This window comes from Variovorax pasteuri (assembly GCF_051216435.1).
Taxonomy (GTDB): Bacteria; Pseudomonadota; Gammaproteobacteria; order Burkholderiales; family Burkholderiaceae_C; genus Variovorax.
Genome location: NZ_JBPJZS010000001.1, coordinates 1,413,548 through 1,439,392 on the forward strand (window position 1 = coordinate 1,413,548; position 25,845 = coordinate 1,439,392).

At 67.0% G+C, this 25,845-nt stretch carries 22 protein-coding genes and 3 tRNA genes; 14 read left to right on the plus strand and 11 right to left on the minus strand.

Annotated features, from left to right (window positions below; genetic code table 11):
* Positions 1–28 precede the first annotated feature (28 nt).
* Positions 29–358 carry a DUF6172 family protein gene (locus ACSFBM_RS06660; protein ID WP_435435952.1) on the plus strand — a complete coding sequence of 110 codons (330 nt, stop codon included), beginning with the start codon at positions 29–31 and terminating at the stop codon, positions 356–358.
* A gap of 7 nt (positions 359–365) precedes the next feature.
* Here the strand turns inward: ACSFBM_RS06660 and ACSFBM_RS06665 are convergent, their stop codons facing one another.
* The 3 genes from ACSFBM_RS06665 to mfd are packed head-to-tail and all read right to left on the minus strand — an operon-like array spanning position 366 to position 5,637.
* Positions 366–1,439: an Ldh family oxidoreductase gene (locus tag ACSFBM_RS06665; protein ID WP_435483657.1), complete on the minus strand. Its 1,074-nt coding sequence runs from the start codon at positions 1,437–1,439 to the stop codon at positions 366–368.
* Positions 1,436–2,158 carry a phosphoserine phosphatase SerB gene (serB, locus tag ACSFBM_RS06670; protein ID WP_435483658.1) on the minus strand — a complete coding sequence of 241 codons (723 nt, stop codon included), beginning with the start codon at positions 2,156–2,158 and terminating at the stop codon, positions 1,436–1,438. Before serB ends, ACSFBM_RS06665 begins: the two co-directional genes overlap by 4 nt.
* Entirely contained in the window at positions 2,155–5,637 is a 3,483-nt protein-coding gene (gene mfd, locus ACSFBM_RS06675; RefSeq protein ID WP_435483659.1) for a transcription-repair coupling factor, read from the minus strand. The genes serB and mfd overlap by 4 nt, the downstream gene beginning before the upstream one ends.
* A gap of 117 nt (positions 5,638–5,754) precedes the next feature.
* Between mfd and ispD the strand changes: the two genes are divergently transcribed.
* Together ispD and ispF are read left to right on the plus strand one after the other, a co-directional pair.
* On the plus strand, positions 5,755–6,477 hold the full coding sequence (gene ispD / locus ACSFBM_RS06680) for a 2-C-methyl-D-erythritol 4-phosphate cytidylyltransferase (protein ID WP_435483660.1): 723 nt from the start codon (positions 5,755–5,757) through the stop codon (positions 6,475–6,477).
* Entirely contained in the window at positions 6,474–6,962 is a 489-nt protein-coding gene (gene ispF / locus ACSFBM_RS06685; RefSeq protein ID WP_435483661.1) for a 2-C-methyl-D-erythritol 2,4-cyclodiphosphate synthase, read from the plus strand. The genes ispD and ispF overlap by 4 nt, the downstream gene beginning before the upstream one ends.
* Before the next feature lie 31 nt (positions 6,963–6,993).
* On the opposite strand, the gene ACSFBM_RS06690 is transcribed toward ispF, so the two are convergent.
* Positions 6,994–8,415 (minus strand): sensor histidine kinase, encoded by a 1,422-nt coding sequence (locus tag ACSFBM_RS06690; protein WP_435483735.1) that lies wholly within the window; start codon positions 8,413–8,415, stop codon positions 6,994–6,996.
* 74 nt (positions 8,416–8,489) lie between these two features.
* Complete coding sequence (gene ompR / locus ACSFBM_RS06695) at positions 8,490–9,221, minus strand: osmolarity response regulator transcription factor OmpR (protein WP_257859571.1); 732 nt, start codon at positions 9,219–9,221, stop codon at positions 8,490–8,492.
* A 173-nt stretch (positions 9,222–9,394) separates the two neighbouring features.
* On the opposite strand from ompR, the gene ACSFBM_RS06700 reads away from it, so the two are divergent.
* Both ACSFBM_RS06700 and ACSFBM_RS06705 read left to right on the plus strand, forming a co-directional pair.
* Complete coding sequence (locus ACSFBM_RS06700; RefSeq protein ID WP_435435958.1) at positions 9,395–9,772, plus strand: hypothetical protein; 378 nt, start codon at positions 9,395–9,397, stop codon at positions 9,770–9,772.
* Positions 9,773–9,856: 84 nt separating this feature from the next.
* Positions 9,857–10,564 (plus strand): SIMPL domain-containing protein, encoded by a 708-nt coding sequence (locus ACSFBM_RS06705; RefSeq protein ID WP_435483662.1) that lies wholly within the window; start codon positions 9,857–9,859, stop codon positions 10,562–10,564.
* A gap of 49 nt (positions 10,565–10,613) precedes the next feature.
* Here the strand turns inward: ACSFBM_RS06705 and ACSFBM_RS06710 are convergent, their stop codons facing one another.
* On the minus strand, positions 10,614–11,384 hold the full coding sequence (locus ACSFBM_RS06710) for a 3-hydroxybutyrate dehydrogenase (protein ID WP_435483663.1): 771 nt from the start codon (positions 11,382–11,384) through the stop codon (positions 10,614–10,616).
* Positions 11,385–11,410: 26 nt separating this feature from the next.
* Here ACSFBM_RS06710 and ACSFBM_RS06715 point away from each other — a divergent pair, with 26 nt between their 5' ends.
* From ACSFBM_RS06715 to rimO, 6 genes are all read left to right on the plus strand, one after another.
* Positions 11,411–12,412, plus strand: coding sequence for an alpha/beta fold hydrolase (locus ACSFBM_RS06715; protein WP_435483664.1), 1,002 nt, complete (start codon positions 11,411–11,413; stop codon positions 12,410–12,412).
* A gap of 56 nt (positions 12,413–12,468) precedes the next feature.
* Positions 12,469–14,658, plus strand: a complete 2,190-nt coding sequence (locus tag ACSFBM_RS06720) for a RelA/SpoT family protein (protein ID WP_435436040.1) — start codon at positions 12,469–12,471, stop codon at positions 14,656–14,658.
* A 48-nt stretch (positions 14,659–14,706) separates the two neighbouring features.
* Positions 14,707–14,783 (plus strand) — tRNA-Val (locus ACSFBM_RS06725).
* 169 nt (positions 14,784–14,952) lie between these two features.
* Positions 14,953–15,321, plus strand: a complete 369-nt coding sequence (locus ACSFBM_RS06730; protein ID WP_435483665.1) for a hypothetical protein — start codon at positions 14,953–14,955, stop codon at positions 15,319–15,321.
* Between the two features lie 71 nt (positions 15,322–15,392).
* The gene (phaR, locus tag ACSFBM_RS06735; RefSeq protein ID WP_435483666.1) at positions 15,393–15,953 is read left to right on the plus strand and encodes a polyhydroxyalkanoate synthesis repressor PhaR; all 561 of its coding nucleotides are present in this window, start codon (positions 15,393–15,395) and stop codon (positions 15,951–15,953) included.
* 99 nt (positions 15,954–16,052) lie between these two features.
* Positions 16,053–17,459: a 30S ribosomal protein S12 methylthiotransferase RimO gene (rimO, locus tag ACSFBM_RS06740; RefSeq protein WP_435483667.1), complete on the plus strand. Its 1,407-nt coding sequence runs from the start codon at positions 16,053–16,055 to the stop codon at positions 17,457–17,459.
* Between the two features lie 81 nt (positions 17,460–17,540).
* Here the strand turns inward: rimO and ACSFBM_RS06745 are convergent.
* Together ACSFBM_RS06745 and ACSFBM_RS06750 are read right to left on the minus strand one after the other, a co-directional pair.
* A tRNA-Leu gene (locus tag ACSFBM_RS06745) sits at positions 17,541–17,625 on the minus strand.
* 230 nt (positions 17,626–17,855) lie between these two features.
* Positions 17,856–17,940 (minus strand) — tRNA-Leu (locus ACSFBM_RS06750).
* A gap of 81 nt (positions 17,941–18,021) precedes the next feature.
* Here ACSFBM_RS06750 and rnr point away from each other — a divergent pair.
* Positions 18,022–20,313, plus strand: a complete 2,292-nt coding sequence (gene rnr, locus ACSFBM_RS06755) for a ribonuclease R (RefSeq protein ID WP_435483668.1) — start codon at positions 18,022–18,024, stop codon at positions 20,311–20,313.
* A gap of 54 nt (positions 20,314–20,367) precedes the next feature.
* Positions 20,368–21,132, plus strand: coding sequence for an SDR family oxidoreductase (locus ACSFBM_RS06760; RefSeq protein WP_435483669.1), 765 nt, complete (start codon positions 20,368–20,370; stop codon positions 21,130–21,132).
* 6 nt (positions 21,133–21,138) lie between these two features.
* Here the strand turns inward: ACSFBM_RS06760 and ACSFBM_RS06765 are convergent, their stop codons facing one another.
* Positions 21,139–22,599 carry an NAD(P)H-hydrate dehydratase gene (locus tag ACSFBM_RS06765; protein ID WP_435483670.1) on the minus strand — a complete coding sequence of 487 codons (1,461 nt, stop codon included), beginning with the start codon at positions 22,597–22,599 and terminating at the stop codon, positions 21,139–21,141.
* Positions 22,600–22,636: 37 nt separating this feature from the next.
* On the opposite strand from ACSFBM_RS06765, the gene ACSFBM_RS06770 reads away from it, so the two are divergent.
* Complete coding sequence (locus ACSFBM_RS06770) at positions 22,637–23,065, plus strand: hypothetical protein (protein ID WP_435483671.1); 429 nt, start codon at positions 22,637–22,639, stop codon at positions 23,063–23,065.
* Here the strand turns inward: ACSFBM_RS06770 and ACSFBM_RS06775 are convergent.
* Positions 23,055–24,308: a D-amino acid dehydrogenase gene (locus tag ACSFBM_RS06775; protein ID WP_435483672.1), complete on the minus strand. Its 1,254-nt coding sequence runs from the start codon at positions 24,306–24,308 to the stop codon at positions 23,055–23,057. The two genes, ACSFBM_RS06770 and ACSFBM_RS06775, sit on opposite strands and share 11 nt — an antisense overlap.
* Before the next feature lie 52 nt (positions 24,309–24,360).
* Positions 24,361–25,686, minus strand: a complete 1,326-nt coding sequence (locus ACSFBM_RS06780; protein ID WP_435483673.1) for an amidase — start codon at positions 25,684–25,686, stop codon at positions 24,361–24,363.
* Positions 25,687–25,845: the final 159 nt, after the last annotated feature.

Consider the following 25,845-nt stretch of genomic DNA (forward strand, 5'->3'; position numbering starts at 1 on the left):
AGCCGGGGGCCATTGGTTACCATCACCCATGAGAAAAACCTTTCAGCTTCAGGTCGAGGGCAAGCACCCCGACCGTCACCTCGAAGCCATCAAGCACGAGATTCGCAAGTACATCAAGCGTGAACGCCGGCGCGTTCTGCCCGAAGGCTCGGACTTCTGGGACTTCGATTGCAAGTTCGGCACGGCCGAAGAATCGGCCGAAGTCGTCCACCTTTCCGCCATTACCGGGCTGATCGACGGTGTGGTCAAGGAGGCCGGCACGCAGTTCTACGTCGAGGTGGTGGCCAAGCCGGGCAAGCGCAAGCCGCGCGCGCCGGGCGAAGGCGCCCCGGATTCGACCGAAGAATCCGAAGACTGAGACTGGCTCAGACCAGGGCCTGCGCCAACCGCAGGCCGTGCCGCTGCTCCGCATCCTGCAGCGAGCGCGCAATCGACGGGTGCAGCCGCACCCCGTTCGCAGCTTGCGCTTCCCGACGCTTCAATCCGCCTTCGCCCGGCAGCCGCACAGGCTTGGCCGGGTCGATGGGCGTGTTGTTGCGGCATTGCGCGGCCACGTGGTCCATCTGGCGCAGAAACGCCTCCTTGCCGCCGAAGGCGTTCAGGTCGTGCAGCGTGATGTGCACGGTCGCACCCCAGCCTTCGGGCGGATCGGCCCGGCCGTGGCCCGCGAGGCCGGCCGTGAGCGTCTCGACCAGCAGCGCCATGCCGTAGCCCTTGTGGCCGTGGCTCAGGCCACCCACGGGCAGCAGTGTGCCGGGCGGCTGATCGAACAGCACCTGCGGGTTGTTCGACGGCTTGCCGGCGGCGTCGATCAGCCAGTCCTCGGCGAAGGTCTCGCCGGCCGCGCGCTTGCGGTTGCTCATGCCGTTGGTGGTGATGGAGGCCGAGATGTCGACCATCACGCCGCCCTGCGACAACGGGAAGCCCATGGCCAGCGGGTTGGGCGTGAACACGGCCTGCGTGCCGCCGAAGGGGGCGACGCTGGCCGCGTTGGGGTCGGAGCAGGCCAGCAGCATGAGCATGTCTTCCTGCAGCGCGCGCAGCATGTAGACCGCGAGGCAGGCGATGTGGTGGCTGCGGCGGATGACGAGCGAGGCCGTGCCCAGCTCGCGCGCACGCGGCACCAGCAGGTCCATGGCCTGGTCCATCAGCCAGGGGCCGGGCAGGCGCTTGCCGTCCCACAGCACGGCGGCGGGGCGGTCCGACAGCAGCTCGGGAGCGCCGTCGCGGGTCATGCCGCCCGATTCCAGTTCTTTCACATAGCCGGCCAGCAGCGCGAGGCCGTGCGTGTCGTGGCCCAGCAGGTCGCCTTCGACCAGGGTGCGGGCCACGCTGTCGGACTTGGATGCTTCGAGTCCGGCTTTTTGGAGGAGGGCGCTGGCGTAGTCCTTGAGTGCGTCGGCGCGGTAGAGCGGGGCGTCGGCTGCGGCGTCGGTCATTCCAGGATCTCCAGCACGCGGTCCAGCCCGCCTTCGTTGATCGCCACCATGGCCTGCTCGCGCACCTTCGGCTTGGCGTGATACGCCACCGAGAGGCCGGCCTCGCCCATCATCGGCAGGTCGTTGGCACCGTCGCCCACCGCAATGGTTTCCTGCGCGGAGATGCCCATGAGCGACGCCACTTCCAGCAGCGTGCGGCGCTTTTCGGCGCCGTCGCAGATGTCGCCCCAGCTTTGCGTGACCACTTTGCCCGTGAGCTTGCCGTCGGCCTCGTCGAGCAGGTTGGAACGCGCGAAGTCAATGCCCAGGCGGTCCTTCACGCGGTTCGCGAAGAAGGTGAAGCCGCCCGACACCAGCAGCACTTTCAGCCCCACCTTCTTGCAGGCCGCGACCAGTTCGGCCGCGCCGGGGTTCAGCTTCAGGCGCTCGTCGTACACCTGCTGCAGCGCGGCCACGGGCACGCCCTGCAGCAGTGCCACGCGGCGGCGCAGGCTCTCCTTGAAGTCCTTGATCTCGCCGCGCATCGTGGCTTCGGTGATGGCGGCCACCTCGGCCTTCTTGCCGACGGCGTCGGCAATTTCGTCGATGCATTCGATGTTGATCAGCGTCGAGTCCATGTCGAACGCAATCAGCTTGAAGTCGGCGAGCTTCAGTGGCGGCTTCACGCGCTGGAGGACGAGGCCGGGAGAGATTTCTTGAATGGCGCTGAGGGGGCTCATGCGGGGGCGGGTTCCTTGACGATGGGTTGTCCGAGGCTGCGCAGCACGTCGCGCACCATCTGCGCACGCTCCTTCGGCTCCTTGAGTTCGCGCTCGATGCGCAGCTTCTCGTTGCCGGCGAGCTTGATGTGCTTGTTCTTCTGGATCAGCTGGATGATCGCCATCGAATCGACCGGCGGATCCTTCTTGAACGTGATGTTGATGATGCCCGGCGCGGCATCGACCTTGATCACGCCGTAGGGGCGCGCCAGCACGCGCAGGCGGTGCGTGTCGATCAGCGTCTGCGCCTGCGGCGGCAGCTTGCCGAAGCGGTCGACGATCTCTTCGAGCAGCGTGTCGATCTGGTCGGGCGTCTTCGCGGTGGCCAGCTTCTTGTAGAACGACAGCCGCAGGTGCACGTCGCCGCAGTAGTCGTCGGGCAGCAGGGCGGGGGCGTGCAGGTTGATCTCGGTGGTGACCGACAGCGGCGACAGCAGGTCGGGCTCCTGCCCGGCCTTGAGCGCGCGCACGGCCTCGCTGAGCATCTCGTTGTAGAGTTGGAAGCCGATTTCCATCATGTTGCCGCTCTGGTTCTCGCCCAGCACCTCGCCGGTGCCGCGAATTTCCAGGTCGTGCATGGCGAGGTAGAAGCCGGAACCCAGCTCTTCCATCTGCTGGATGGCGTCCAGGCGTTGCGCGGCCTGCTTGGTCAGGCCTTCGGTGTCCGGCACCATCAGGTAGGCATAGGCCTGGTGGTGCGAACGCCCGACGCGCCCGCGCAGCTGGTGCAGCTGCGCCAGGCCGAACTTGTCGGCGCGGCTCATCACGATGGTGTTGGCGGTCGGCACGTCAATGCCGGTCTCGATGATGGTCGAGCACAGCAAGAGGTTGTAGCGCTGCGCCACGAAGTCGCGCATCACGCGCTCCAGCTCGCGCTCGGGCATCTGGCCGTGGGCCACGGCGATGCGGGCCTCGGGCAGTATTTCTTCGAGCTTCTGGCGCCGGTTCTCGATGGTCTCGACCTCGTTGTGCAGGAAGTACACCTGCCCGCCGCGCTTCAGCTCGCGCAGCACGGCCTCGCGGATCACGCCGGTCCCCTCGTTGCGCACGAAGGTCTTGATGGCCAGGCGCCGCTGCGGCGCGGTGGCGATCACGCTCAGGTCGCGCAGGCCTTCGAGCGCCATGCCCAGCGTGCGCGGAATCGGCGTGGCGGTGAGCGTGAGCACGTCGACCTCGGCGCGCATGGCCTTCATCGCCTCCTTGTGGCGCACGCCGAAGCGGTGCTCCTCGTCGATGATCAGCAGGCCCAGGTTCTTGAACTTGATCGACGGCGACAGCAGCTTGTGCGTGCCCACCACGATGTCGACCGTGCCCTCGGCCAGCCCCTTGGCGGCGGCGTTGATTTCCTTGGTCGAGCGGAAGCGGCTCATCTCGGCCACGCGCACCGGCCACTTGGCGAAGCGGTCGACCAGCGTCTGGTAGTGCTGCTCGGCCAGCAGCGTGGTCGGCGCCAGGAAGGCCACCTGCTTGCCGCCGGTGATGGCGATGAAGGCGGCACGCAGCGCGACCTCGGTCTTGCCGAAACCCACGTCGCCGCAGACCAGGCGGTCCATCGGCTGGGGCGAGATCATGTCCTGCACCACGGCGTGGATCGCGGCCTTCTGGTCGGCCGTTTCCTGGAAGCCGAAGTCGTTGGCGAACACTTCGTAGTCGGCGGCCGAGTAGCGGAAGGCATGGCCTTCGCGCGCGGCGCGGCGGGCGTAGATGTTGAGCAGCTCGGCGGCGGAGTCGCGCACCTGTTCGGCGGCCTTGCGCTTGGCCTTTTCCCACTGGCCGGAGCCCAGCCGGTGCAGCGGGGCCTCGTCGGCGCTGACGCCGGTGTAGCGGCTGATCTGGTGCAACTGGCTCACGGGCACGTAGAGCGTGGCCTTGTCGGCGTACTCCAGGTGCAGCATTTCCTGCAGCAGCGGCTTGCCGTCGGCGTCCACACCCTGGCCCAGGTCCATGTGGATCAGGCCCCGGTAGCGGCCGATGCCGTGGGCGGTGTGGACCACCGGGTCGCCGACGTTGAGCTCCGACAGGTCCTTGATCAGCGCCTCGACGTCGCTGACTTGTTCTTGCCGCTTGTTGCGCCGGCGCGTGGTGGGCGCGGTGGCGAACAGCTCGGTCTCGGTGACGAGGTCGATGGCCTGTTCGCGCCAGGCGAAGCCCGAGGCCAGCGCGGCGGTGACGATGCCGACTTTCTCGTCGGTGGACGCTTCGAACTCGGCCAGCGAATCGAAGGCCGGCGGGCTCACGCCGCTGGCGCGCAGGAAGTCGAGCAGGCTTTCGCGGCGGCCGTCGCTCTCGGCGATCAGCAGCACGCGGTGCGGGGTGGCCTTGATGTGGGCCTTCAGCCCGACCAGCGGATCTTCCGCGCCGCGCACCACGGCGAAAGGCGGCAGCTTGTCGAACTCCGCGTACGGTGTTTCGGTGGGGGCGTCGCCACGGATGGCGAGTTGCGCATAGGGCTTGGCCCGTTGATAGAACTGCTCGGCGTTCAGGAACAGCGCCTCGGGCGGCAGCGCCGGGCGTTCGGGGTCGCCTTGCACCAGTCGGTAGCGCTCGTTCGTGTCCTGCCAGAAATGCTGGAACGCGGGTTCGAGGTCGCCGTGCAGCACCACGGTGGCGTCGGGGCCCAGGTAGTCGAACACGGTGGCCGTCTCGTCGAAGAACAGCGGCAGGTAGTACTCGATGCCGGCGGTGGCCACGCCGTTGCCCATGTCCTTGTAGATGCGGCTCTTGGTCGGGTCGCCTTCGAGCAGCTCGCGCCAGCGGCTGCGAAAGCGCCCGCGCGCGTCGTCGTCCATCGGGAACTCTCGCCCTGGCAGCAGGCGCACCTCGGGCACGGGGTACAGGCTTCGCTGGGTGTCGGGGTCGAAGGTGCGGATCGAATCGATCTCGTCGTCGAACAGGTCGACGCGGTAGGGCACCAGCGAGCCCATGGGAAACAGGTCGATCAGCCCGCCGCGCACGGCGTACTCGCCCGGGCTCACCACCTGGGTCACATGGCTGTAGCCGGCCAGCGTGAGCTGGGCCTTGAGCTTGGACTCTTCCAGCTTCTGCTTGGCCTTGAAGTGGAAGGTGTAGCCGGCCAGGAAAGACGGGGGCGCCAGGCGGTAGAGCGCGGTGGTGGCGGGCACCAGCACCACGTCGGCCTCTTTCTGGCTGATGCGCCACAGGGTGGCCAGTCGTTCGCTGATCAGGTCCTGGTGCGGCGAAAAGCTGTCGTAGGGCAGCGTTTCCCAGTCGGGGAACAGCGCGCAGCGCAGGTCGGGCGCGAAGAAGGCGATTTCGTCGATGAGCCGCTGCGCGTCGTTGGCGTCGGCGGTGAACATCGCCGTGGCGCGCCCCGCGGCTTTCTCGCGCATGGCCAGCTGCGCCAGCAGCAGTGCGTCGGCCGACAACGGGGGGCGCGGCAGCGTGAAACGCTTGCCCGCCGTGAGGTGGGGGAGGTCCATGGAACGCTTAAAAAATGCACAACACCCCGCGCCGGCTGGCGAGGGGTGTGTGAGGCCGTCAATTCTAGAATGGCTGCCCTTTGTTCGCTTGTCGGCCGTTGCCGACGCTGGGCCCTCATGTCCTCTTCCCGACTTTTCGTGCTGATCCCGTGCGCCGGCTCCGGCCACCGCGCGGGCCATGCGCAGACCATCGTTCCCAAGCAGTACCGGCGGCTGGCCGGTGCGCCGATGGTGGCCCACACACTGGAGGCCTTTCGCGCGTTGGCGGGCCGGTTCGCCGGGCTGGCGCTGGTGGTGTCGCCGGACGACCGCGAGGTGGATGCGGCGCTGCCGCGCTTTCCTGCGGAAAACGAGTACCTGCTGCGCGTGGGCGGCGTGACCCGCGCGGCCACGGTGCGCAACGGCCTGGCGGCGTTGCGCCAGAAGGGCGCCGGGGCGCACGACTGGGTGCTGGTGCACGACGCGGCGCGCTGCCTCGTCACTTCGAGCCAGATCGAGGCCCTGGTCGCGGCCTGCGAGCACGACGCGGTGGGCGGCCTGCTGGCGCACCGGCTGGCCGACACGCTGAAGGCATCGACGACCGAGGGCCGCGTGTCGCAGACGCTGTCGCGCGCCGACAAGTGGCTGGCCCAGACCCCGCAGATGTTCCGCATCGGCATGCTGCTCGATGCGCTGGAGCGCACCGGCGACGCCGTGACCGACGAGGCCGGCGCCATCGAGGCCATCGGGCTGTCGCCGCTGCTGGTGCCGGGCAGCGCGCAGAACTTCAAGGTCACGTTCCCCGAAGACTTTGCACTGGCCGAGGCGTTGTTGCTGGCCCGCAAGAAGGACATGGCATGACGGCGCCTTTCAACATCCGCGTGGGCGAAGGCTGGGACGTTCACCAGCTGGTGGCCGGGCGAAAGCTCATCCTGGGCGGCATCGAGGTGCCGCACACCACCGGCCTGCTGGGGCATTCGGACGCCGATGTGTTGCTGCACGCCATCACCGACGCGCTGTTGGGCGGGGCGGGGCTGGGCGACATCGGCCGGCATTTTCCCGACACCGACCCGCAGTTTCGCGGTGCCGATTCGTCGGTGCTGCTGGCCGAGGCGGCGCGCCGGGTGCGCGCGGCGGGCTGGGAAATCGGCAATGTCGACAGCACCGTGATCGCGCAGGCGCCCAAGCTGGCGCCACACATCCCGCTCATGTGCCGGCGCATCGCCGACACCCTGGGCGTGGCGTTGGAGCAGGTGAATGTGAAGGCCAAGACGGCCGAGAAGCTCGGCCCGGTGGGCGAGGGCCGCGCGATGGAAGCGCGCGCGGCCGTGTTGCTGCACCGCTGAGGCGGGCTCAGCGGCTCAGCGGCTCAGCGGATCAACCCAGGGTCGCCTTCTTGCCGCCCTGCGGCTCGCCCGGCTTGGGCGCGGGCATGGCGCGCGGCATCCGGATGTGCGCCGCCAGGCCGCGGCCCGGGGTGCTGGTGAGCGCGAAGGTGCCGCCCATGCGCTCGATGTTCTTCGCCACGATCGACAGGCCCAGCCCCGCACCGGCCGCCGAGGTGCGCGCCGCGTCGCCGCGGAAGAAGGGCTTGGTCAGCTGCGAGAGCAGGCCGGGCTCCACGCCCGCCCCGTGGTCGCGCACCTTGATCAGCACGGCGTCGTTGTTGGCCTGCGCCTGGATCGTGACGTCGGCCACGCCGGTAGAGGGCGTCTTGCCGTAGCGCCTCGCGTTCTCCACCAGGTTCGAAATGACGCGCGTGAGTTCGACCTCGTCGCCCATCACCCGCAGGTCGGGCGGGACTTCGACCTTGATGTTCATCTCCTCGTAGTCCTGCACGGCGTAGGTGCAGGCGTCGACCACGTCGCGCAGCAGCACCGGCCGCGGATCGACATGGTCGGGCCGCGCGTAGTCGAGAAACTTGTCGATGATGGCGTCGAGCTGGGCGATGTCGGCCGCCATGTGGTCGCGCGCGTCTTCGTCGGCCACGCTCATCTCGGTTTCCAGCCGCAGCCGGGCGAGCGGCGTGCGCAGGTCGTGCGAGATGCCGGCCAGCATGATGGCGCGGTCCTGCTCGATCTTGGCGAGCTGGTCGGCCATGCGGTTGAAGCCGATGTTGACCGCGCGAATTTCGTTGGTGCGCGCGCGCTCGTCGAGCCGGTGCGCCTCGTACTCGCCTTCGCGGACCTGCATGGTGGCGCGCGACAGCTGCTTGAGCGGCAGGTTGATGAGCCGCGTGATCAGCGCCGCGCCGGCCAGCGACAGCGCCATGGCCGTGCTGAGCCACACCAGCCAGGTGCGCCCGCCCACGCGGCTGAAGCGCGTGGGGTCGAGCAGCAGCCAGTAGGTGTCGCTCTCGATGGTGAAGCCGATCCACAGGCCCGCCTCGTCGTTCACGCGGCTGGCCACGGTGGTGCCTTCGCCGAGCTGATCGATCAGCTCCTCGGTCACGCGAAGGTCGAGCGCGCCGCTGGTGTAGGGCTGGAAGCGGTCGTTGGGCTCGCGCGGCAGGATGCGCACGCCCTCCTGGTCGGCCAGTGTCTTGATCAGCGATACCCGCGTGATGGCGTCCGAATACACCAGCGCCGCGCGCGTGAGGTTCACGAGCGAGGCGATCTGATGGGCGGTCTGAATGGCGCGCGGCTCATATTCGAGCGAGCGGAAGGTCTGCAGCCAGGCGACCGTGCAGCCGATCAGCAGCAGCGCCAGCAGGAAGAAGGTGCGCCAGAAAAGGCTGAAGCCCAGCTTGAGGCCGGGGCGACGGTCGCGCGCCGCGCTGGCCTCCAGCGGGCTCGGCATCGTGACCTGTGCGCCGTCCTCCTGCGAGTGGCCCGGTCTGGCGGATTGGCCGATGGCCACCTCTCAGCGGCGCGTCAGGCCGCGCCGTCCGGCACGAACACGTAGCCCACGCCCCAGACGGTCTGGATGTAGCGTGGCGCCGCGGCGTCGGACTCGACCAGCTTGCGCAGGCGCGAGATCTGCACGTCCAGGCTGCGGTCAAAGGGCTCGAACTCGCGCCCGCGCGCCAGCTGGGCCAGCTTTTCGCGCGACAGCGGTTGACGCGGATGGCGCACCAGCGCCTTCAGCATCGCAAACTCGCCGGTGGTCAGCGAGAGTTCTTCGCCATCCTTCTTCAGGGTGCGCGAGCCGAGATCGAAGGCGAACGGACCGAAGGTGACGGTCTCGTTCTCCGTGGAAGGCGCGCCCGGGGCTTCGAGCGGCGGACGGCGGCGCAGCACCGCGTGCACACGGGCCAGCAGTTCGCGCGGGTTGAAGGGCTTGCCCAGGTAGTCGTCGGCGCCGACCTCGAGGCCGACGATGCGGTCGACGTCCTCGCCCTTGGCGGTGAGCATGATGATCGGGGTGCGGTCGTTGGCGGCACGCAGGCGGCGGCACACCGAGAGGCCGTCTTCGCCGGGCATCATCAGGTCGAGCACGATCAGGTCGACCGTGTCGCGCAACAGGATGCGGTTGAGCGCCTTGCCGTCCTCGGCCACGATCACTTCGAATCCTTCCTGCGTCAGGTAGCGGCGCAGGAGGTCGCGGATGCGGGCGTCGTCGTCGACGATCACGATCTTGTCAGTGCGAGCGGGAACTTGAGTCATTTCTACAACGATGAATTTGTAACAGCGCCGATTCTGAAGGCGTTGTGCCTTCGAAGCGGCGGATTTACTTATGGTTTGACACTAAGTTACAAAACTTGCGGACGCTCGCTGTCTAGTCATCCGGCGTGCGCACGGAGGTGGCAAAGTTCCTCTTGCCATATGACTTCTGATCAATGAGACCCACTCTTTTCGTTCTGCCGCTTGCCCTTGTTTTCGTCTGCGGCCCCTCGCAGGCGGTGTCCGGCGATTTCCTCAGGGTAGGGGAGGTGCGCCGCAGCGAAGTGCGGGATGCCGTGGCGGCTCACCGGGCCGCGCAGCGCGAGGAGGTGCAGCGTGAAGAGGCTGCCGCCGGCCGGCGGCTCACCGCAGCCGAACTGTTCGAGTTGCGCCAGCAGGTGCGCGGCCAATGGACCCCGCCCGCTGCGGGGGCTCTGGCCGTTTCGGCAGAATCGCAGCCGGCCGAGCGCATCGTGCCGGCTGTGCCCATCGTGCAGCCTTCACCGTCGACGACCTCGAGTTCACTGACCGCGCCGCGCAGCCAGCGGCGCTGAGGCGCTTGCTAAGCACCATCGAGGCACGCCGAGCCTGCTGCCGCAGGCCTGTCCTTCATACCAATTCCTGGGGAGATATTCGTCTTGAAAAAAATCAAATTGCTTGCGGCCTGCGCCGCCCTGGCCGTGGCCAGCACCGCGCTGGCTCAGAACGTCGTCGCGCCGGCGCCGCAGAACGTGCTGCAGCTGACGGCCTCCGGCACCGTCGAGGTCCAGCAGGACTTGCTGAGCATGACGCTGTCGACCACCCGCGAAGCGACCGACGCGGCCACCGTGCAGTCGCAGTTGAAGGCCGCGCTCGATGCCGCGCTGACCGAAGCGAAGAAGAGCGCCCAACCCGGTCAGCTCGACGTTCGCACCGGCAATTTCAGCCTGTCGCCGCGCTACACCAAGGACGGCAAGATCAACGGCTGGCAGGGTTCGAGCGAACTGGTGCTCGAAGGGCGCGACTTTCCGCGCATTACCCAGGCAGCGGGCCGCATCACCACGCTCACCGTGGCCAATGTGGGCTTCGGCCTGAGCCGCGAGCAGCGCGCCAGGACCGAGACCGAGGCGCAAACCACCGCCATCGAAAACTTCAAGCAGAAGGCCGGCGAACTGGCCAAGGGCTTCGGTTTCGGCGGCTACACGCTGCGCGAGGTGTCGGTGAACGCCAGCGACAGCGGCCCGATCCGCCCGCGCATGATGGCGATGCAGGCCAAGTCGTTCTCCTCGTCCGACGCGGCGGTGCCGGTCGAGGCCGGCAAGACCAGCGTGGTGGTGAGCGTGTCGGGCGCGGTGCAGCTCAAGTAAACGCAAGGAGATGCAGCTGCGCCGCCGCCGCTTACCGTTGGGCTAACCCCTACTGGGCAGTCCAGCCGCCGTCCATGGCCCATGCCACGCCGCGGACCTGGTCGGCCGCCGGCGAGCACAGGAAGACGGCCAGGCCGCCCAGTTGCTCGACCGTGGTGAACTGCAGCGAAGGCTGCTTTTCGCCCAGCAGTTCGATCTGGGCCTGCGCGGCGGTGATGCCTTCGCGCGCCGCGCGGTCGTCGATCTGCTTTTGCACGAGCGCCGTCAGCACCCAGCCCGGGCAGATGGCGTTGGCGGTGACGCCCGTGGTCGCGGTTTCGAGCGCGACCGACTTGGTCAGGCCGACGATGCCGTGCTTGGCCGCCACGTAGGCCGACTTCTGCGCCGAGGCCACCAGGCCGTGGGCCGACGCGATGTTGAGCACGCGGCCCCAGTTGGCTTCGCGCATGGCGGGAATCGCCAGGCGCGTGGTGTGGAAGGCGCTGGTGAGGTTGATGGCGATGATGGCGTCCCAGCGTTCGGTGGGGAAGTCTTCGACCTTGGCGACGTGCTGGATGCCGGCGTTGTTCACCAGGATGTCGACGCGGCCGAACTTCGACGCGGCGAACTTCATCATGTCCTCGATCTGCCCGGGCTTGCTCATGTCGGCGTCGTGGTACTCGGTGCGCACGCCGAGCGCCTCGACCTGCGACTTGGGGGCTTCGGCGTCGCCGAAGCCGTTGAGCACGATGTTCGCGCCCTGTTGGGCGAGCGCCTTGGCAATGGCGAGGCCAATGCCGCTGGTGGACCCCGTGACAAGCGCGGTTTTGCCTTTGAGCATGTAGATCAATCTCCGGATGAATTAGGATGCGACGAGACCATTATCCGCACCAGAACGACCTCGTTTTCATGACCGAACCGACGCTTCATCACGTGGCGTGCGACGACGCCCAGGGCGGCCATCGCATGGCCTATTGGCAATGGGGCGACGCACGCAGCGCGCATGTCGTGGTCTGCGTGCACGGCCTGACCCGGCAAGGGCGCGATTTCGATGCGCTGGCGCAGGCCATCGTGGCGCGCGCCGGCGGCAAGGTGCGCGTGGTCTGCCCCGACGTGGTGGGGCGCGGGCGCAGCGACTGGCTGCGCGATCCGAACTTCTATCAGGTGCCTGTGTATGCGGCCGACATGGTGGCGCTGGTTGCGCAACTGCACCGTGAACAGGCGATCGACACGCTCGACTACGTCGGCACCAGCATGGGCGGGCTGATCGGCTTCGTGCTGGCAGGCCACAAGGAGCTGCCGCTCGCGCGGCCCATTCGCCGATTCGTCGCCAACGACGTCGGCCCGACCATCGAGCCGGCCGCGGTGCAACGCATCGGCGCCTATGTGGGCAAGAGCGGCTCGTATGCGAGCGTGCAGGCCGCGGCCGATGCCATGTGGGCACTGTCGACCACCTTCGGTCCTCACACGCCGGCCCAGTGGCTGGCGCTGTCGCAGCACATGGTGGTGCCTGCGTCGCAGCGCAATGCCGAGGGTTCGGCCAAGGTCGATGCGGCTGCCGTTACCGACGACGCCGCGGGCGCGTGGCTGCTGCACTACGACCCCGCCATCGGCGTGGCGCTTCGCGCCATCACGCCCGAGGCGGCGGCCCAGGGCGGCGCGATCATGTGGAGCCTGTATGACGCCATCGAGGCTCGCACGCTCGTCACGCGCGGTGCAGTGTCCGATCTGCTGTCGCGCGAAACGGCCCTGGCCATGACACAGCGCGGTCCGCATGCGGCGCTGGTCGAGTTCGAAGGGGTGGGCCACGCGCCCACCTTCGTCGACCCCGCGCAGATTGCCGCAGTCACTGGCTTCCTGTTCGATTGAGCGACGTGAAGCGCGATTCCTCGAGCCTTCAGACGGCGCCGTTGTCCGACGCGGCAATGGTCGACTATCCGTTGTCCGCGGCCACGGCCGACCGCACGCCGGTGATGGAGAACATGCTGGCCCGTGCGCGTGCGTTCGCCGAGCCGCTGATTGCCGACGAAAAGCTCGACACGGGCGAGAACACGCTCGCACATGCCGATGCCGTGGCCGCCATCGTCGCCAAGATGGGGGGCTCCGAGGCCATGCAGGCCGCGAGCTACCTGGTGTACGCCTGCCAGCACCTGAACCGCCCGCAGGAAGTGATCGCCAAGGTGTTCGGCGACAACTTCGCGGCGCTGGCGGTCGAGACCACCAAGCTGGTGCGTGTGCAGGAGCAGGCACGCTCGGCCGCGCAGGCGCACCAGATCGAAGGCGCGAACGCGCAGACAGAAAACGTGCGCAAGATGCTGCTGGCGTTCTCGCGCGACCTGCGCGTGGTGATGCTGCGGCTGGCGTCGCGCCTGCAGACCTTGCGGCACGCCGCCGCGAGCAAGCAGCCCGCGCCCGAGAGCGTGGCGCGCGAGTCGCTGCAGGTTTTTGCGCCGCTGGCCAACCGGCTTGGCATCTGGCAGGTGAAGTGGGAAATCGAAGATCTTTCGTTCCGCTTCCTCGAGCCCGAAACCTACAAGCTGATTGCGCGGCTGCTCGACGAGAAGCGCATCGAGCGCGAAGGGCACATCGAGCAACTGCGTTCGCAACTGGAGCGCGAACTGCAGGAGGAGGGCGTGAAGGCCACCGTGCAGGGGCGCCCGAAGAACATCTACAGCATCGTGAAGAAGATGCGCGGCAAGTCGCTCGATTTCGCGCAGGTCTTCGACATCCTTGCGCTGCGCGTGGTGGTGCACGACGTCAAGGATTGCTATGCAGCCCTGGCGTGGGTGCATTCGCATTTCCAGCCGATCGACGAAGAATTCGACGACTACATCGCGCGGCCCAAGCCCAATGGCTACCAGTCGCTGCACACGGTGGTGCGCGAGCTCGTCGAGGGCAAGGCGGGCAAGCCGATCGAGATCCAGATCCGCACCGAAGAAATGCACGACCACGCCGAGCATGGCGTGGCTGCGCACTGGGCCTACAAGGAGGCAGGCCACAAAGGCTATGCCGGCGTGTGGGCCAGCGGCGAGTACGACGCGAAGATCGCGGTGCTGCGGCAACTGCTGGCGTGGGAGCGCGATCTGTCGGGCGGGCTGCAGGGACAGGGGCTGTTCGACGACCGCATCTATGTGCTGACGCCGGATGCCGCCATCGTCGAGCTGCCCCAGGGCGCCACACCGGTCGACTTTGCCTACACCGTGCACACGACGCTGGGCCACCGCTGCCGCGGTGCGCGGGTCGACGGCGCGATGGTGCCGCTGAACACGCCGTTGTCGAACGGGCAGACGGTCGAGATCATTGCCGCCAAGGAAGGCGGGCCTTCGCGCGACTGGCTCAATGCGGAGCTGGGGTATCTGGCCAGCCACCGCGCCCGTGCCAAGGTGCGCGCATGGTTCAACGCGCAAATCACGCACGAGACGGTGGCGCGCGGACGCGAGGCGGTAGAAAAGCTGCTGCAGCGTGAAGGCAAGACGGCCATGCGCCTGGAAGACCTGGCTTCGCAGCTGGGCTTCAAGTCGGCGGACCACCTGTTCGAAGTGGTGGGCAAGGACGAGTTCTCGCTGCGCAACATCGAGACGCTGCTGCGCCCGCCAGAGCCTGCGCCGGGTCCGGACGATGGCGTGCTCATCAAGAAGGCGCGCGGCAGCGAGAAGTCGGGCAAGGGCGGTGTGTTGGTGGTGGGCGTGTCGTCATTGATGACGCAACTCGCCAAATGCTGCAAACCCGCGCCGCCCGATGCCATTCGCGGCTTCGTCACGCGAGGGCATGGCGTCAGCGTCCACCGCAGCGACTGCAGCAACTTCCGCACGATGGCAGTGAAAGACGGCGAGCGCGTGATCGACGTGGAATGGGGCATGCCCAAGAAGGGCACGGAAGTACCGGTCTATGCAGTCGACGTGGCTGTGGAAGCGGCCGACCGCCAGGGGCTGCTGCGCGATATCTCCGACGTGTTCGCACGAGAGAAGATGAACGTGATCGGCGTGCAGACGCAGTCGATCAAGGGAACGGCATGGATGACCTTCACGGTTGAAATCGCCGATGCCGCGAGGCTTGCGCAGGTTCTTGGCGTGGTCACTGCAGTGATTGGTGTGCGATCTGCGCGTCGCCGCTGAAAAGCGTGATTTCTCCTGCTACAATAAACGCTTCTCGGACACATCCTTAGGCGCGTAGCTCAGCTGGTTAGAGCACCACCTTGACATGGTGGGGGTCGTTGGTTCGAGTCCAATCGCGCCTACCAATTTCTGTTCGATACCGGCCAACCACCGGATCCATCGAACAGAGCAGACACCGGGTTCCCCGGTGTCTTTATCGTCCTCAGTGGTGATGCAGAAAAGACCTTGGTACATCTTGTTGTGCTACCTTGATCACACTGCAACCCATTTCCAAATTTCTTGATAAGCGATCAGATGAATACGCGATCAACGCTGGTTGATCGGGCTCATGCCGACAAGCGCCTTGCTGCATTGTTGAGGCAGGCTCCCCTTGAGTTTGCGCGTGCCGTCTACGGCATCAACGACCATGCGGCCGGCCGCACCGAAACCATGGCTGCGCGTGAAGTGGCGCGCGCCCAACGTCTGGGTGTGCCGCTGACGGAGGAGCGCGCCGAACAGCGTGCTCGCGCCTACTTGCCGACGGTGGGTCAAGAGCACTGCCCACGTTGCTGGGTGGTCTATGGGCAGAAAACCCCGCTTCATTTTCGCGAAGCCACGCAAGATCGGGCCGAGACCGCGTCCTGCCACTCGTGCGGTGCGGAGTACGCGGCATCGCAGGACTGAAAGAGCAGCGCGCGGTCAGGGTAAACCTTGTCGCGGCGCAGCAAAACCGCTCCCTAGAATCATCCGATGACATGGGCGTCCATGTGAAGGAGTCCGCAGTGCAGAGCAAGAAGTCCGGGGTCAAACCGGTACAGCGTGTGATCAAGAAGTACCCGAACCGAAGGCTCTACGACACCGAGACATCCACGTACATCACGCTCGCCGAGGTGAAGCAGCTGGTCATCCAGAGCGCCCAGTTCGTGGTGCGTGATGCCAAGACCGGCGACGACCTCACGCGCAGCATTCTCTTGCAGATCATCCTGGAAGAAGAAGCGGGCGGCGCGCCGATGTTCACCGAACAGGTGCTCTCGCACATCATCCGCTTCTACGGGCAGGCGATGCAGGGCTATATGGGGCCTTACCTCGAGAAGAACATCCAGGCCATGACCGAGGTGCAGGCCCAGCTGGCTGGCAAGGCAGAGGGTCTGACGCCCGAGATGTGGTCGCGCTTCATGAGCATGCAGTCGCCCATGCTTCAGGGGCTCATGGGTAACTATGTCGAGCAGTCGAAGACGGTTTTTGTGCAAATGCAGGAGCAGATGCAGAAAAACGCAGAGCAGGTATTGGGGGCCTTTGGCATTAAGCGTCCCTGAGCGCCGTTCGGCTGGCCGAAAGCGCTTACCCCGCGGCCGGGGGTGGAGGTTGTCCAATGGTGTCCCCGTTGTTGCCGATAGCTGGGACAATAGAGGCATATGAGCGAAGTTGCCTCCCCCGAACGTACGACCAAGTCGACCACCCCCAAGGTCGGCTTTGTGAGCCTTGGCTGCCCCAAGGCCCTGACCGATTCCGAATTGATCCTGACCCGGCTGAGTGCCGAGGGCTATCAAACCTCCAAGACTTTCGAAGGTGCCGATCTGGTGATCGTCAACACCTGCGGCTTCATCGACGATGCCGTGCGGGAAAGCCTGGACACCATCGGTGAAGCGCTGGCCGAGAACGGCCGCGTGATTGTCACCGGCTGCCTCGGCGCCAAGACCGGCGACCAGGGCGGCAATCTCGTGCGCCAGATGCACCCGAGCGTGCTGGCCGTCACCGGTCCGCACGCCACGCAAGAGGTGATGGATGCGGTGCACGCGAACCTGCCCAAGCCGCACGATCCGTTCATCGACCTGGTGCCGAACGCCTTTGGCGTGGCGGGCCTGAAGCTGACGCCGCGCCACTACGCCTATCTGAAGATCAGCGAAGGCTGCAATCACCGTTGCACCTTCTGCATCATTCCCTCGATGCGCGGCGACCTTGTGTCGCGCCCGGTTGGCGACGTGTTGAGCGAAGCCAAGGCCCTGTTCGAAGGCGGCGTGAAAGAGCTGCTGGTGATCAGCCAGGACACCTCGGCCTACGGCGTCGACGTGAAGTACCGCACCGGGTTCTGGGACGGCAAGCCGGTCAAGACCCGCATGCTCGAACTGGTGCGTACCTTGGGCGAAATCGCTGAGCCTTATGGCGCGTGGGTTCGCCTGCACTACGTGTATCCGTACCCCAGCGTCGACGAGATCATTCCGTTGATGGCCAGCGGCGCCGTTCTGCCGTACCTCGATGTGCCGCTGCAGCACAGCCACCCCGATGTGCTCAAGCGCATGAAGCGCCCCGCCAGCGGCGAAAAGAACCTGGAGCGGCTGGCGCGTTGGCGCGAGGTGTGCCCGGAACTCGTGATCCGCAGCACCTTCATCGCCGGCTTTCCGGGCGAGACGGAGCAGGAGTTCGAGCATCTGCTCGACTTCATTCGTGAAGCTGAAATCGACCGTGCCGGTTGCTTTGCCTACAGCCCGGTCGAAGGCGCAACTGCCAACGACATTCCGGGCATGCTGCCCGAGGCCGAACGCGAAGCGCGTCGTGCGCGTTTCATGGAAGTGGCCGAAGCCGTGTCGATCGCGAAGCTGCAAAAAAGGATTGGCGCGACGATGCAGGTGCTGGTTGATTCGGCGCCAGGCATGGGCCGCAAGGGCGGTGTGGGGCGCACCTACGCCGATGCACCGGAAATCGACGGCACGGTCCGCCTGATGCCGCCCGAGAAGATCAGCAAGACGCTGAAGGTCGGTGAGTTCACTCGCGCGCGCATCGTGGGTGCCGAGGGGCACGACCTGATCGCATTGCCCATTTGATGCGGATTCGAATGGACAAGAAAAAAGCCACCGGAGACCGGTGGCTTGTTTCGAATGACCTGGCGGGGGTCAGCTTGAATTTGGTGCCCAGAAGAGGACTCGAACCTCCACGATGTTACTCGCTAGTACCTGAAACTAGTGCGTCTACCAATTCCGCCATCTGGGCTTCATGCCTGCCGAAGCAGTCATGTTTTTTTGCTTCTCAGCAAAGACTGCGATCATACCAAACTTTTTGCGGCCTATTGGCTGTTGAGTTCGCTCGTTTGTGCATCATTGCGCCTCGCGTGTCGAAGCTCGGCCGCGTCGCCCGTTTGATGCTGATTCAAACGGCCATGAAAAAAGCCACCGGAGACCGGTGGCTTGAATCGAATGACCTGGTAAAGGTCTGTTTAAACTTGGTGCCCAGAAGAGGACTCGAACCTCCACGATGTTACTCGCTAGTACCTGAAACTAGTGCGTCTACCAATTCCGCCATCTGGGCCCACAGAACTGCCGAAGCAGTTATGTTTTGAATTTCAGGAAAGAAGGAGATCATATCAAAAATAATGTCACTTCCAGCGGCGTGCTGGATGAATTCGAAGGAACCGTTCAAGGTCATCGCGACGGCCACGGTTTCGTGCAGCGCGACGACGGTGAGGCAGACATCTATCTGCCCCCGAACGAGATGCGTGCCGTGCTTCACAAGGACCGCGTCAAGGCGCGTGTCGTGCGACAGGACCGCCGTGGTCGCCCCGAGGGACGCGTGGTCGAAATCGTCGATCGTCCGGAGCAACCGATCATCGGCCGCCTGCTGCATGAAGGCGGTATCTGGCTCGTTGCCCCCGAGGACAAGCGCTACGGACAAGACGTTCTGATTCCCAAGGGCGCGACCGGCCCCGCGAAGGTGGGACAGGTTGTCGTGGTGCAGCTCACCGAGCCGCCGGCGTTGTTCGGCCAGCCCGTGGGCCGCGTGAAAGAGGTGCTGGGCGAGATCGACGACCCCGGCATGGAAATCGAAATCGCCGTGCGCAAGTACGGCGTGCCGCATGAGTTTTCCGCGGAGTGCCTGGCCGAGGCCAAGGCTTTGCCCGAGAAGGTCCGTCCCGCCGACAAGAAGGGGCGCATCGATCTCACCGACATCCCGCTCGTCACCATCGACGGCGAAGACGCGCGCGACTTCGACGACGCCGTGTACTGCGAGCCCGCGAAGGTCGGCCGTGGCAAGGGCTGGCGCCTGCTGGTGGCCATTGCCGACGTCAGCGCCTATGTGCAGACCGGTTCGGGCATCGATATCGATGCGTACGACCGCGCCACCAGCGTCTACTTTCCGCGCCGCGTCATTCCGATGCTGCCGGAGAAGCTGTCCAACGGGCTGTGCTCGCTGAACCCCGAGGTCGAACGCCTGTGCATGGTGTGCGACATGCTGGTGGCAGCCGATGGCGAGATCTACGCCTACCAGTTCTACCCGGCCGTGATGTTCAGCCACGCGCGCTTCACGTACACCGAAGTGGCGGCCATCCTCGGCAACACGCGCGGACCTGAAGCGGCCAAGCGCAAGGACCGCGTGAAGGACCTGCTCAATCTGGCCGACGTCTACAAGGCGCTACTCAAGCAGCGCGGCAAGCGCGGCGCGGTCGACTTCGAGACCACCGAGACGCAGATCATCTGCGACGACGCGGGCCGCATCGAGAAGATCGTGCCGCGAACGCGCAACGAAGCGCACCGAGTCATCGAGGAAGCGATGCTCGCGGCCAACGTCTGCAGCGCCGACTTCATCGCCGAAGGCAAGCACCCGGGCCTGTTCCGCGTGCACGAAGGACCGACCGCCGAGAAGAAGGAAATCCTGCGCGGCTACCTGAAGGCCATGGGTGTCGGCCTGAGCATCACCGACGACCCCAAGCCGGGCGAGTTCCAGGCGATCGCCGCGGCCACCAAGGACCGCCCCGACGCGCAGCAGATCCACACCATGCTGCTGCGCTCCATGCAGCAGGCGATCTACACGCCGTTCAACAGTGGCCACTTCGGCCTGGCGTACGAGGCCTACACGCACTTCACGAGCCCGATCCGGCGCTATCCGGACTTGCTGGTGCACCGGGTGATCAAGGCGCTCCTTACCAAGACGCGCTATCAGCTGCCGATGCTGCCCACGCCGGGCGAGGCGCATGCCAAGCTGGCCAAGCGCCTGGCGTCGCGCGTGAAGGCGCCCACGACCAAGCCGCAAAAGGCCACCATCGCGCCCACCAAGGAAGTGCTGGCCTGGGAAGCCGCGGGCCTGCATTGCAGCGCCAACGAACGCCGGGCCGACGAAGCCAGCCGCGACGTCGAGGCCTGGCTCAAGTGCAAGTACATGCGCGAGCACCTGGGCGAGGAATACGGCGGCGTGGTCTCGGCGGCCACCACCTTCGGCATCTTCGTCACGCTCGACGCGATGTACGTCGAAGGGCTGGTGCACATCACCGAACTCGGCGGCGAGTACTTCAAGTTCGACGAAATGCGCCAGGAGCTGCGCGGCGAGCGCACCGGCATCCGCTATGCCATCGGCACGCGCGTGCGGGTGCAGGTGAGCCGCGTCGACCTGGATGGCCGCAAGATCGACTTCCGCCTCGTGCGCGAAGGCGAAGACCTCACGTCGCGCGCCATGAAGGACAAGGGGGCCGCATCGTCGGGCGCGCCCGTCAAGGCGTCGGCCAAGCGCGGTTCGCGCCAAAAGGGCGAGGCCGGCGGCGCCGAGCCGCGCGGTGAGCGTGCGGACCGCGTCGAGCGCGTGGACCATGGCGGTTCGGCCGCGGTCGGCCCGCAGTCGGCGATGCAGGCCTTCAAGTCGGCGGTCAAGAAGGCCGCCAACAAGATGAAGGGGCGCAAGCCGCGCCGCTGATGCCGTACCGCATGAACCATCGACCCACCGAAGACAAAGAAAGAGACACAGAGCATGAGCGCTGAAGACAACAAGGGCCGCATCGCCATCGTCACGGGAGCGGGCTCCGGCATTGGCCGCGCCGCCGCGCTGGCGTTGCTGGGCGACGGCTGGAGCGTGGTGCTGGCCGGGCGCCGGCTGGAGCCGCTGGAGCAGGTGGCGGAAGAATCGGGCGCCGGCGCGCGCGCCTTCGCGGTGCCCACCGACGTGGCCAAGGCCGAGTCGGTTCAGGCGCTTTTCGCCGCCACGGTCGAACGCTTCGGCCGCGTCGACCTGCTGTTCAACAACGCCGGCGTGGGCAACCCGCCGGGTCCGTTCGAGGACTGGACGCCCGAACAATGGCAAGGCGTGGTCGACATCAACCTCACGGGCATGTTCTTCTGCATCCAGCAGGCGTTCCGCACGATGAAGGCGCAGACACCGCAGGGCGGGCGTATCATCAACAACGGCTCCATCTCTGCCACCGCGCCACGGCCCAACTCCGCGGCCTACACGTCGACCAAGCATGCGGTCGAAGGCCTGACCAAGACCGCGTCGCTCGACGGGCGCAAGTACGACATCGCGGTGGGGCAGGTGGACGTGGGCAATGCCATGACCGAACTGGCCTCGCGCATGGCCAAGGGCGTGCCGCAGGCCAACGGCGAGCTCGCGATCGAGCCGCTGATCGACGTCAAGATCGTGGGCCAGTCGGTGCTCTACATGGCCAACCTGCCGCTGGAAGCCAACGTGCTGTTCCACACCATCATGGCGACGAAGATGCCCTTCGTCGGTCGCGGCTAGACGCTGTCAGACAGGCGCGCGGCGGGCCAGCGTGCCGGCCGTGAGCGGGGCCGCATCGGCCGGCCATGTGTCGGCGATGTGGCCGTGCTGCCAGACGGCCTCGCAGGCCGCGTCGAACGCCGGCCTGCGCGTGGCCAGCGCCGCGCCGATCATGCCGGCCAGCACGTCCCCGGTGCCCGCTGTCGCAAGGCGGGCGTTGCCGGTCATGTTGATGACTGGCGGCGAAGCGCCCGCGGCGGCAATCACGGTTCCCGACCCCTTGAGCACCACCACGACGCCGAAGCGCGCCACGAGCTGATGTGCTGCGGCCAGCCTGTCCGCCTGGACTTCCGCCGCGCTGCAGCCCAACAGCCGCGCGGCTTCCAGCGGATGCGGCGTGATCACGGTGGGCGATCCGCTTTTTCCTCTGGACATCAACTGGGCCTTCAGCGCGTCATCGGAAGCGATGGCATTGAGCGCATCGGCATCGAGCACCAGTGCCGCCGCCGTCGACAGCACGCGCGTCAGCAGTTCGCGCACGGCCTCTCCACCACCGCAACCGCACACGGCCGTCATGGCCGACAGGTCCAGCGCATGCGCGTCGCGCAGCATCAGTTCGGGTTGCGCGGTGTCGACCGGCGCGGCGCTCGCGTCGAGGAGCCCGACGAACACGCGCCCCGCGCCGGCGTGCAGTGCCGCCGAGCCGGCCAGCAGTGCCGCGCCGGCCATGCCGGACGCACCGCCCACCACCGCGACGTCGCCGTAGCTGCCCTTGTGCGAGGCATGGGTGCGCTGCTGCGCTTGCGGCGTGCCGGTGATGCGGGCCGAGGGCGTGTCCTTGAATGCGCTGCAACCCAGGTCGTCGAACCACACGGTGCCTGCCGCGTCGCGGCCTTGTGCGGTGAACAGGCCGGGCTTCAGTGTGAGGAATGTGAGGCAGGTGCGGGATGACATGGGCGCGTGGCCGGCGCCGGGAGGCAGCGTGCCGGTGTCCGCGTTCAGGCCCGAGGGCACGTCCACGCTGAGCACCGGCTGCGGGCCGGCATGCATCGTCGCCAGCCATTCGGCCATTGTGCCTTCGGGCGGCCGCGTCGATCCGATGCCGAGCAGCGCGTCGATGGCGAGGTCATAGGTCGACGGCGGCGTCGACGCAAAAGTGACGCCCGCGTCGCGGGCGCGCTGCAGCGACGTCTTGGCGTCCGGCGGCAAGCGGTGCTCATCGCCGACAAAGGTGACCACAGGAAAGAAGCCCCGATGCCGCAACTGCGCCGCGGCCTCGAAGCCGTCGCCCCCGTTGTTGCCCGGGCCGCAAGCCACCCAGATGGTGCGAGCATGCGGCGCCAGCGCCATCGCCAGCCGCGCCACCGCAAGGCCTGCGCGCTGCATCAGCGCGTGGCCAGGCAGGGCGGCAGCTGCTGCCTGCTCGATGCGGCGTGTGGCGGCGATGTCGAACAGATCGGCGGCTGTGGCGGACGTGATGCGGTGCATCGGGCCATTGTGACGCCGTGCCTCCTATCATCGAGCGATGACGCTCAAGACCCTTGGCTGGCTGCTGGTCCTTCTGCTGGCGTGTTTCGCCGGCTTCGCCGGGATGGCCGTGGCGCTGATCGGCGGCGCGGGTTGGGCGCTGGGTTTGCTGGCCGTCGTGTGGGGCCTGTTCCTGCTGGCCGTGACTTGGCGCCGCGTGCCGTTGCGCGATATCGCGTGGGCCGCGGGCGTCGGCTATGGCTTCGGGGTGATTCGCTGGCTCGACGCGCCTGCCGAGGCCGGCTCGGGCGCAATGCGCTGGCTCGTGCTCGGCGCCGACCTGCTGTGCCTCGTGTTCTTCGTGCTGATCGCGCCGGCCTTACTGGCGTGGATCGCCGGCAAGTGGATGCCACCGCCCGAGCCCGAGCTGCCGGTGGAAACGCCGGCCAGCCCGGAGCGCCTGCGCCGGTGGGGTCCTAGAGACTGAGCCGCTCGACGCCCAGGCCTTCGAGATCGACACCCGGGTCCTGTCCGCCGATCAGGTCGCCCAGCACGCGCGCGCTGCCGCACGACAGCGCCCAGCCGCTCGAGCCGTGCCCCAGGTTGAGCCACACGCCGGGAATGCCGCTGGCGCCCAGCACCGGCGGCCCGTCCGGCAGCATCGGCCGCGCGCCTTTCCATTGCTGAACGCCCGATTGCAGCGTGGCCGCGCCCGGGAACCAGTCGTGCAGCACCTTGTAGAGCGTCTGGATGGCTGCCGGACTCATGGTGTCCAGCGAGCCACCGATCTCGGCGCTGCCGGCCACGCGCACGCGCTGCCCCAGGCGCGAGATGGCGACCTTGTAGCGTTCGTCCATCACCGCGCTGCGCGGGGCGTTGAGCGGCTCGCGGATCGGCGCGCTGACCGAGTGGCCATAGACGGGTGTCATCGGGATGCGCAGGCCGAGCGGGCGCAGCAGCGAGGCCGAAGCCAGGCCGGCGCACACCACGACCGCGTCGTAGCGAACCGGGTCGGAGCCGCTGGCCAGCGAGAGCGAGGTGGGCGCCGCGCGGCTCAGGGGGGCGATGTCGCAGTTGAAATGAAACTGCGCGCCGAACGCCTCGGCTTCCCACTTGAGCAGCAGCGCGAACTGGCGGCAATTGGCCACCTCGTCTTCGGGCAGGTAGATCGCGCCTGCGAGCGGTGTGTCGGGGTTGAGCGCCGGCTCGAGCAGGCGTGCCTCGTCGGCGTCGACCTCGCGGAACACGCTGCCGGCCGAGCGCAGCACGTCGAGTCCGGGCTGAACCATCTTTTTATCGCGCTTGGAGCGCAGCAGCACCAGGTAGCCGTCGCTGCGCTCGTAGCTGAGCTCGCGCGCCTCGGTCACCTCATGCAGCCGGGTGCGGCTGTAGAAGGCCAGTCGCTGCATGCGGGCACGGTTGGCCAGGTAGGTCTCGAGCTTGCAGGCCTTCTGCCAGCGCGACATCCAGCCGATGTCTCGCGAACTGAGCGGCCAGCGCAGCTTGATGGCGCCGTGCGAGGACAGCAGCGAGCGCAGCACCTTGCCGCGCATGCCGGGCGCCGCCCAGGGCGTGACGTACCCCGGTGCGACCACGCCCGCGTTGGCGAAGCTGGCTTCTTCTGCGGCGGCGCCGCGGCGCTCGAACACGGTCACTTCATGGCCGTCGGAAACCAGTTCCCAGGCGGTGGTGACGCCGATGATGCCGGCGCCCACGATCGCGATTTTCATTGAATGTTCTAGATAAAAGAGGCGGCTACGTCCGTCGAACGGGCGTGTGTAGCTATTGTTTCTGTAGCGCTTGCTCGGCTTGAAGCGCCACCGCGAGCACGGCGTCGTCGTGCAGCGCGGCATGCCACAGCATCAGGCCGACAGGCAGTTCCCCGGCAGTGTGGCAGGGCAGCGAGATGGCGCAGCCGTCGAGCATGTTGACGATCGACGGATTGCGCAGCAGCAGCGCGTTGACGCGGAAGAACTCGTCGTCGCGCTCGGCGCCCGGCGCCACGCTGGCGATGGTCGGTGCGGTGATCGGCACGGTTGGCGACAGCACGGCGTCGAAGGGCGCCAACGCGGACTCCACGCGGGCGATCCAGTCGCGGCGGGCATTGACGAGGTCGATGTATTCGTGGGCCTTCATGGTGGCGCCGCGCAGGATGCGCTGGGCCACGCGGGGGTCGTAGCCGGCGCCGCTGCGCTCCTGCAGCAGGCGGTGCCATGCATGGGCCTCGGCGGCCGAGAAGCCGCCGGTGGCGTTGATGGTGGCCAGTTCGGCGAGCTCGGGCAGCTCGATTTCCCGGATGCGGGCACCGGCGGCGCGCAGCGTTTGAAGCGAGCGCTCGAAGGCCGTGGCCACGGCGGGTTCGATGCCGTCGAAAAATACATTCTTCACCACGGCCAGGCTGTAGGCGGCCAGCGGGGCATTGCCGGCGGTCACGCGGCGCGCCGAGAGGATTTCGTGCGCGGTGATGGCGTCGCGCACAGAGCGCGTCATGGCGCAGACCGTGTCCAGCGTGGTCGACAGCGGCAGCGCACCCTGGGCGGGGGTGAGGCGAGCGGTGTTCTTGAAGCCGACGATGCCGTTCAGCGCTGCCGGAATGCGGATCGAGCCGCCGGTGTCCGAGCCCAGGCCGATGAAGGCCGCGCCGCTGGCCACCGAGACCGCGGCGCCGGACGAGGAGCCGCCGGGAATGCGCGGCGTGACGGCATCGCTCGCATTGGCCGGCGTGCCGTGGTGCGGGTTGACGCCGACGCCCGAGAAAGCGAACTCGGTCATGTTGGTGCGCCCGGTCAACACCCCGCCCGCTGCGCGCAGCCGGGCGACGGCCAAGGCGTCGGCCCGGGCTGCCGGGGCATGGGCCAGGACCACGGAGCCGGCGGGCGTCGGCTGGCCTTCGATGTCGAACAGGTCCTTGGCGGTGAAGGCCAGGCCCGACAGCCGGCTATCCGCGTTCGATGCGGCGGCGGCATGGCGGGCCTCGTCGAACAGGGTTCGGGTGAATACGTGGGAGCAGGCGGGGGACCGGGCGATGTCGATGGCGCGCTCCATTTCGGTGCGTGCATCGGAGCCACCTGCCAGAAGGAGGAGACGGGTGGCGTGGAGGTCGTTCATGGGTGGGGCTGCGGGTGCCGCGGGCGGCTCGGATTCGGGGAGGAGGGGGCTACGGCCGTGCTATACTCTTTGGGTTTCGCTGGTCAGCAACGGCTCCTGTTGCACCCAGTCAAACACATCCGCAAACCGGCCCATTCAAGGTGTTGTGACTCTGTTCAA

Excerpts from the sequence above, each read along its gene's own strand:
- ACSFBM_RS06660 (WP_435435952.1), top strand. The coding sequence starts at position 29 with ATGAGAAAAACCTTTCAGCTTCAGGTCGAGGGCAAGCACCCCGACCGT.
- ACSFBM_RS06665 (WP_435483657.1), bottom strand. The coding sequence starts at position 1,439 with ATGACCGACGCCGCAGCCGACGCCCCGCTCTACCGCGCCGACGCACTC.
- serB (WP_435483658.1), bottom strand. The coding sequence starts at position 2,158 with ATGAGCCCCCTCAGCGCCATTCAAGAAATCTCTCCCGGCCTCGTCCTC.
- mfd (WP_435483659.1), bottom strand. The coding sequence starts at position 5,637 with ATGGACCTCCCCCACCTCACGGCGGGCAAGCGTTTCACGCTGCCGCGC.
- ispD (WP_435483660.1), top strand. The coding sequence starts at position 5,755 with ATGTCCTCTTCCCGACTTTTCGTGCTGATCCCGTGCGCCGGCTCCGGC.
- ispF (WP_435483661.1), top strand. The coding sequence starts at position 6,474 with ATGACGGCGCCTTTCAACATCCGCGTGGGCGAAGGCTGGGACGTTCAC.
- ACSFBM_RS06690 (WP_435483735.1), bottom strand. The coding sequence starts at position 8,415 with ATGCCGAGCCCGCTGGAGGCCAGCGCGGCGCGCGACCGTCGCCCCGGC.
- ompR (WP_257859571.1), bottom strand. The coding sequence starts at position 9,221 with ATGACTCAAGTTCCCGCTCGCACTGACAAGATCGTGATCGTCGACGAC.
- ACSFBM_RS06700 (WP_435435958.1), top strand. The coding sequence starts at position 9,395 with ATGAGACCCACTCTTTTCGTTCTGCCGCTTGCCCTTGTTTTCGTCTGC.
- ACSFBM_RS06710 (WP_435483663.1), bottom strand. The coding sequence starts at position 11,384 with ATGCTCAAAGGCAAAACCGCGCTTGTCACGGGGTCCACCAGCGGCATT.
- ACSFBM_RS06715 (WP_435483664.1), top strand. The coding sequence starts at position 11,411 with ATGCGACGAGACCATTATCCGCACCAGAACGACCTCGTTTTCATGACC.
- ACSFBM_RS06720 (WP_435436040.1), top strand. The coding sequence starts at position 12,469 with ATGGTCGACTATCCGTTGTCCGCGGCCACGGCCGACCGCACGCCGGTG.
- ACSFBM_RS06730 (WP_435483665.1), top strand. The coding sequence starts at position 14,953 with ATGAATACGCGATCAACGCTGGTTGATCGGGCTCATGCCGACAAGCGC.
- phaR (WP_435483666.1), top strand. The coding sequence starts at position 15,393 with ATGGGCGTCCATGTGAAGGAGTCCGCAGTGCAGAGCAAGAAGTCCGGG.
- rimO (WP_435483667.1), top strand. The coding sequence starts at position 16,053 with ATGAGCGAAGTTGCCTCCCCCGAACGTACGACCAAGTCGACCACCCCC.
- ACSFBM_RS06760 (WP_435483669.1), top strand. The coding sequence starts at position 20,368 with ATGAGCGCTGAAGACAACAAGGGCCGCATCGCCATCGTCACGGGAGCG.
- ACSFBM_RS06765 (WP_435483670.1), bottom strand. The coding sequence starts at position 22,599 with ATGCACCGCATCACGTCCGCCACAGCCGCCGATCTGTTCGACATCGCC.
- ACSFBM_RS06770 (WP_435483671.1), top strand. The coding sequence starts at position 22,637 with ATGACGCTCAAGACCCTTGGCTGGCTGCTGGTCCTTCTGCTGGCGTGT.
- ACSFBM_RS06775 (WP_435483672.1), bottom strand. The coding sequence starts at position 24,308 with ATGAAAATCGCGATCGTGGGCGCCGGCATCATCGGCGTCACCACCGCC.
- ACSFBM_RS06780 (WP_435483673.1), bottom strand. The coding sequence starts at position 25,686 with ATGAACGACCTCCACGCCACCCGTCTCCTCCTTCTGGCAGGTGGCTCC.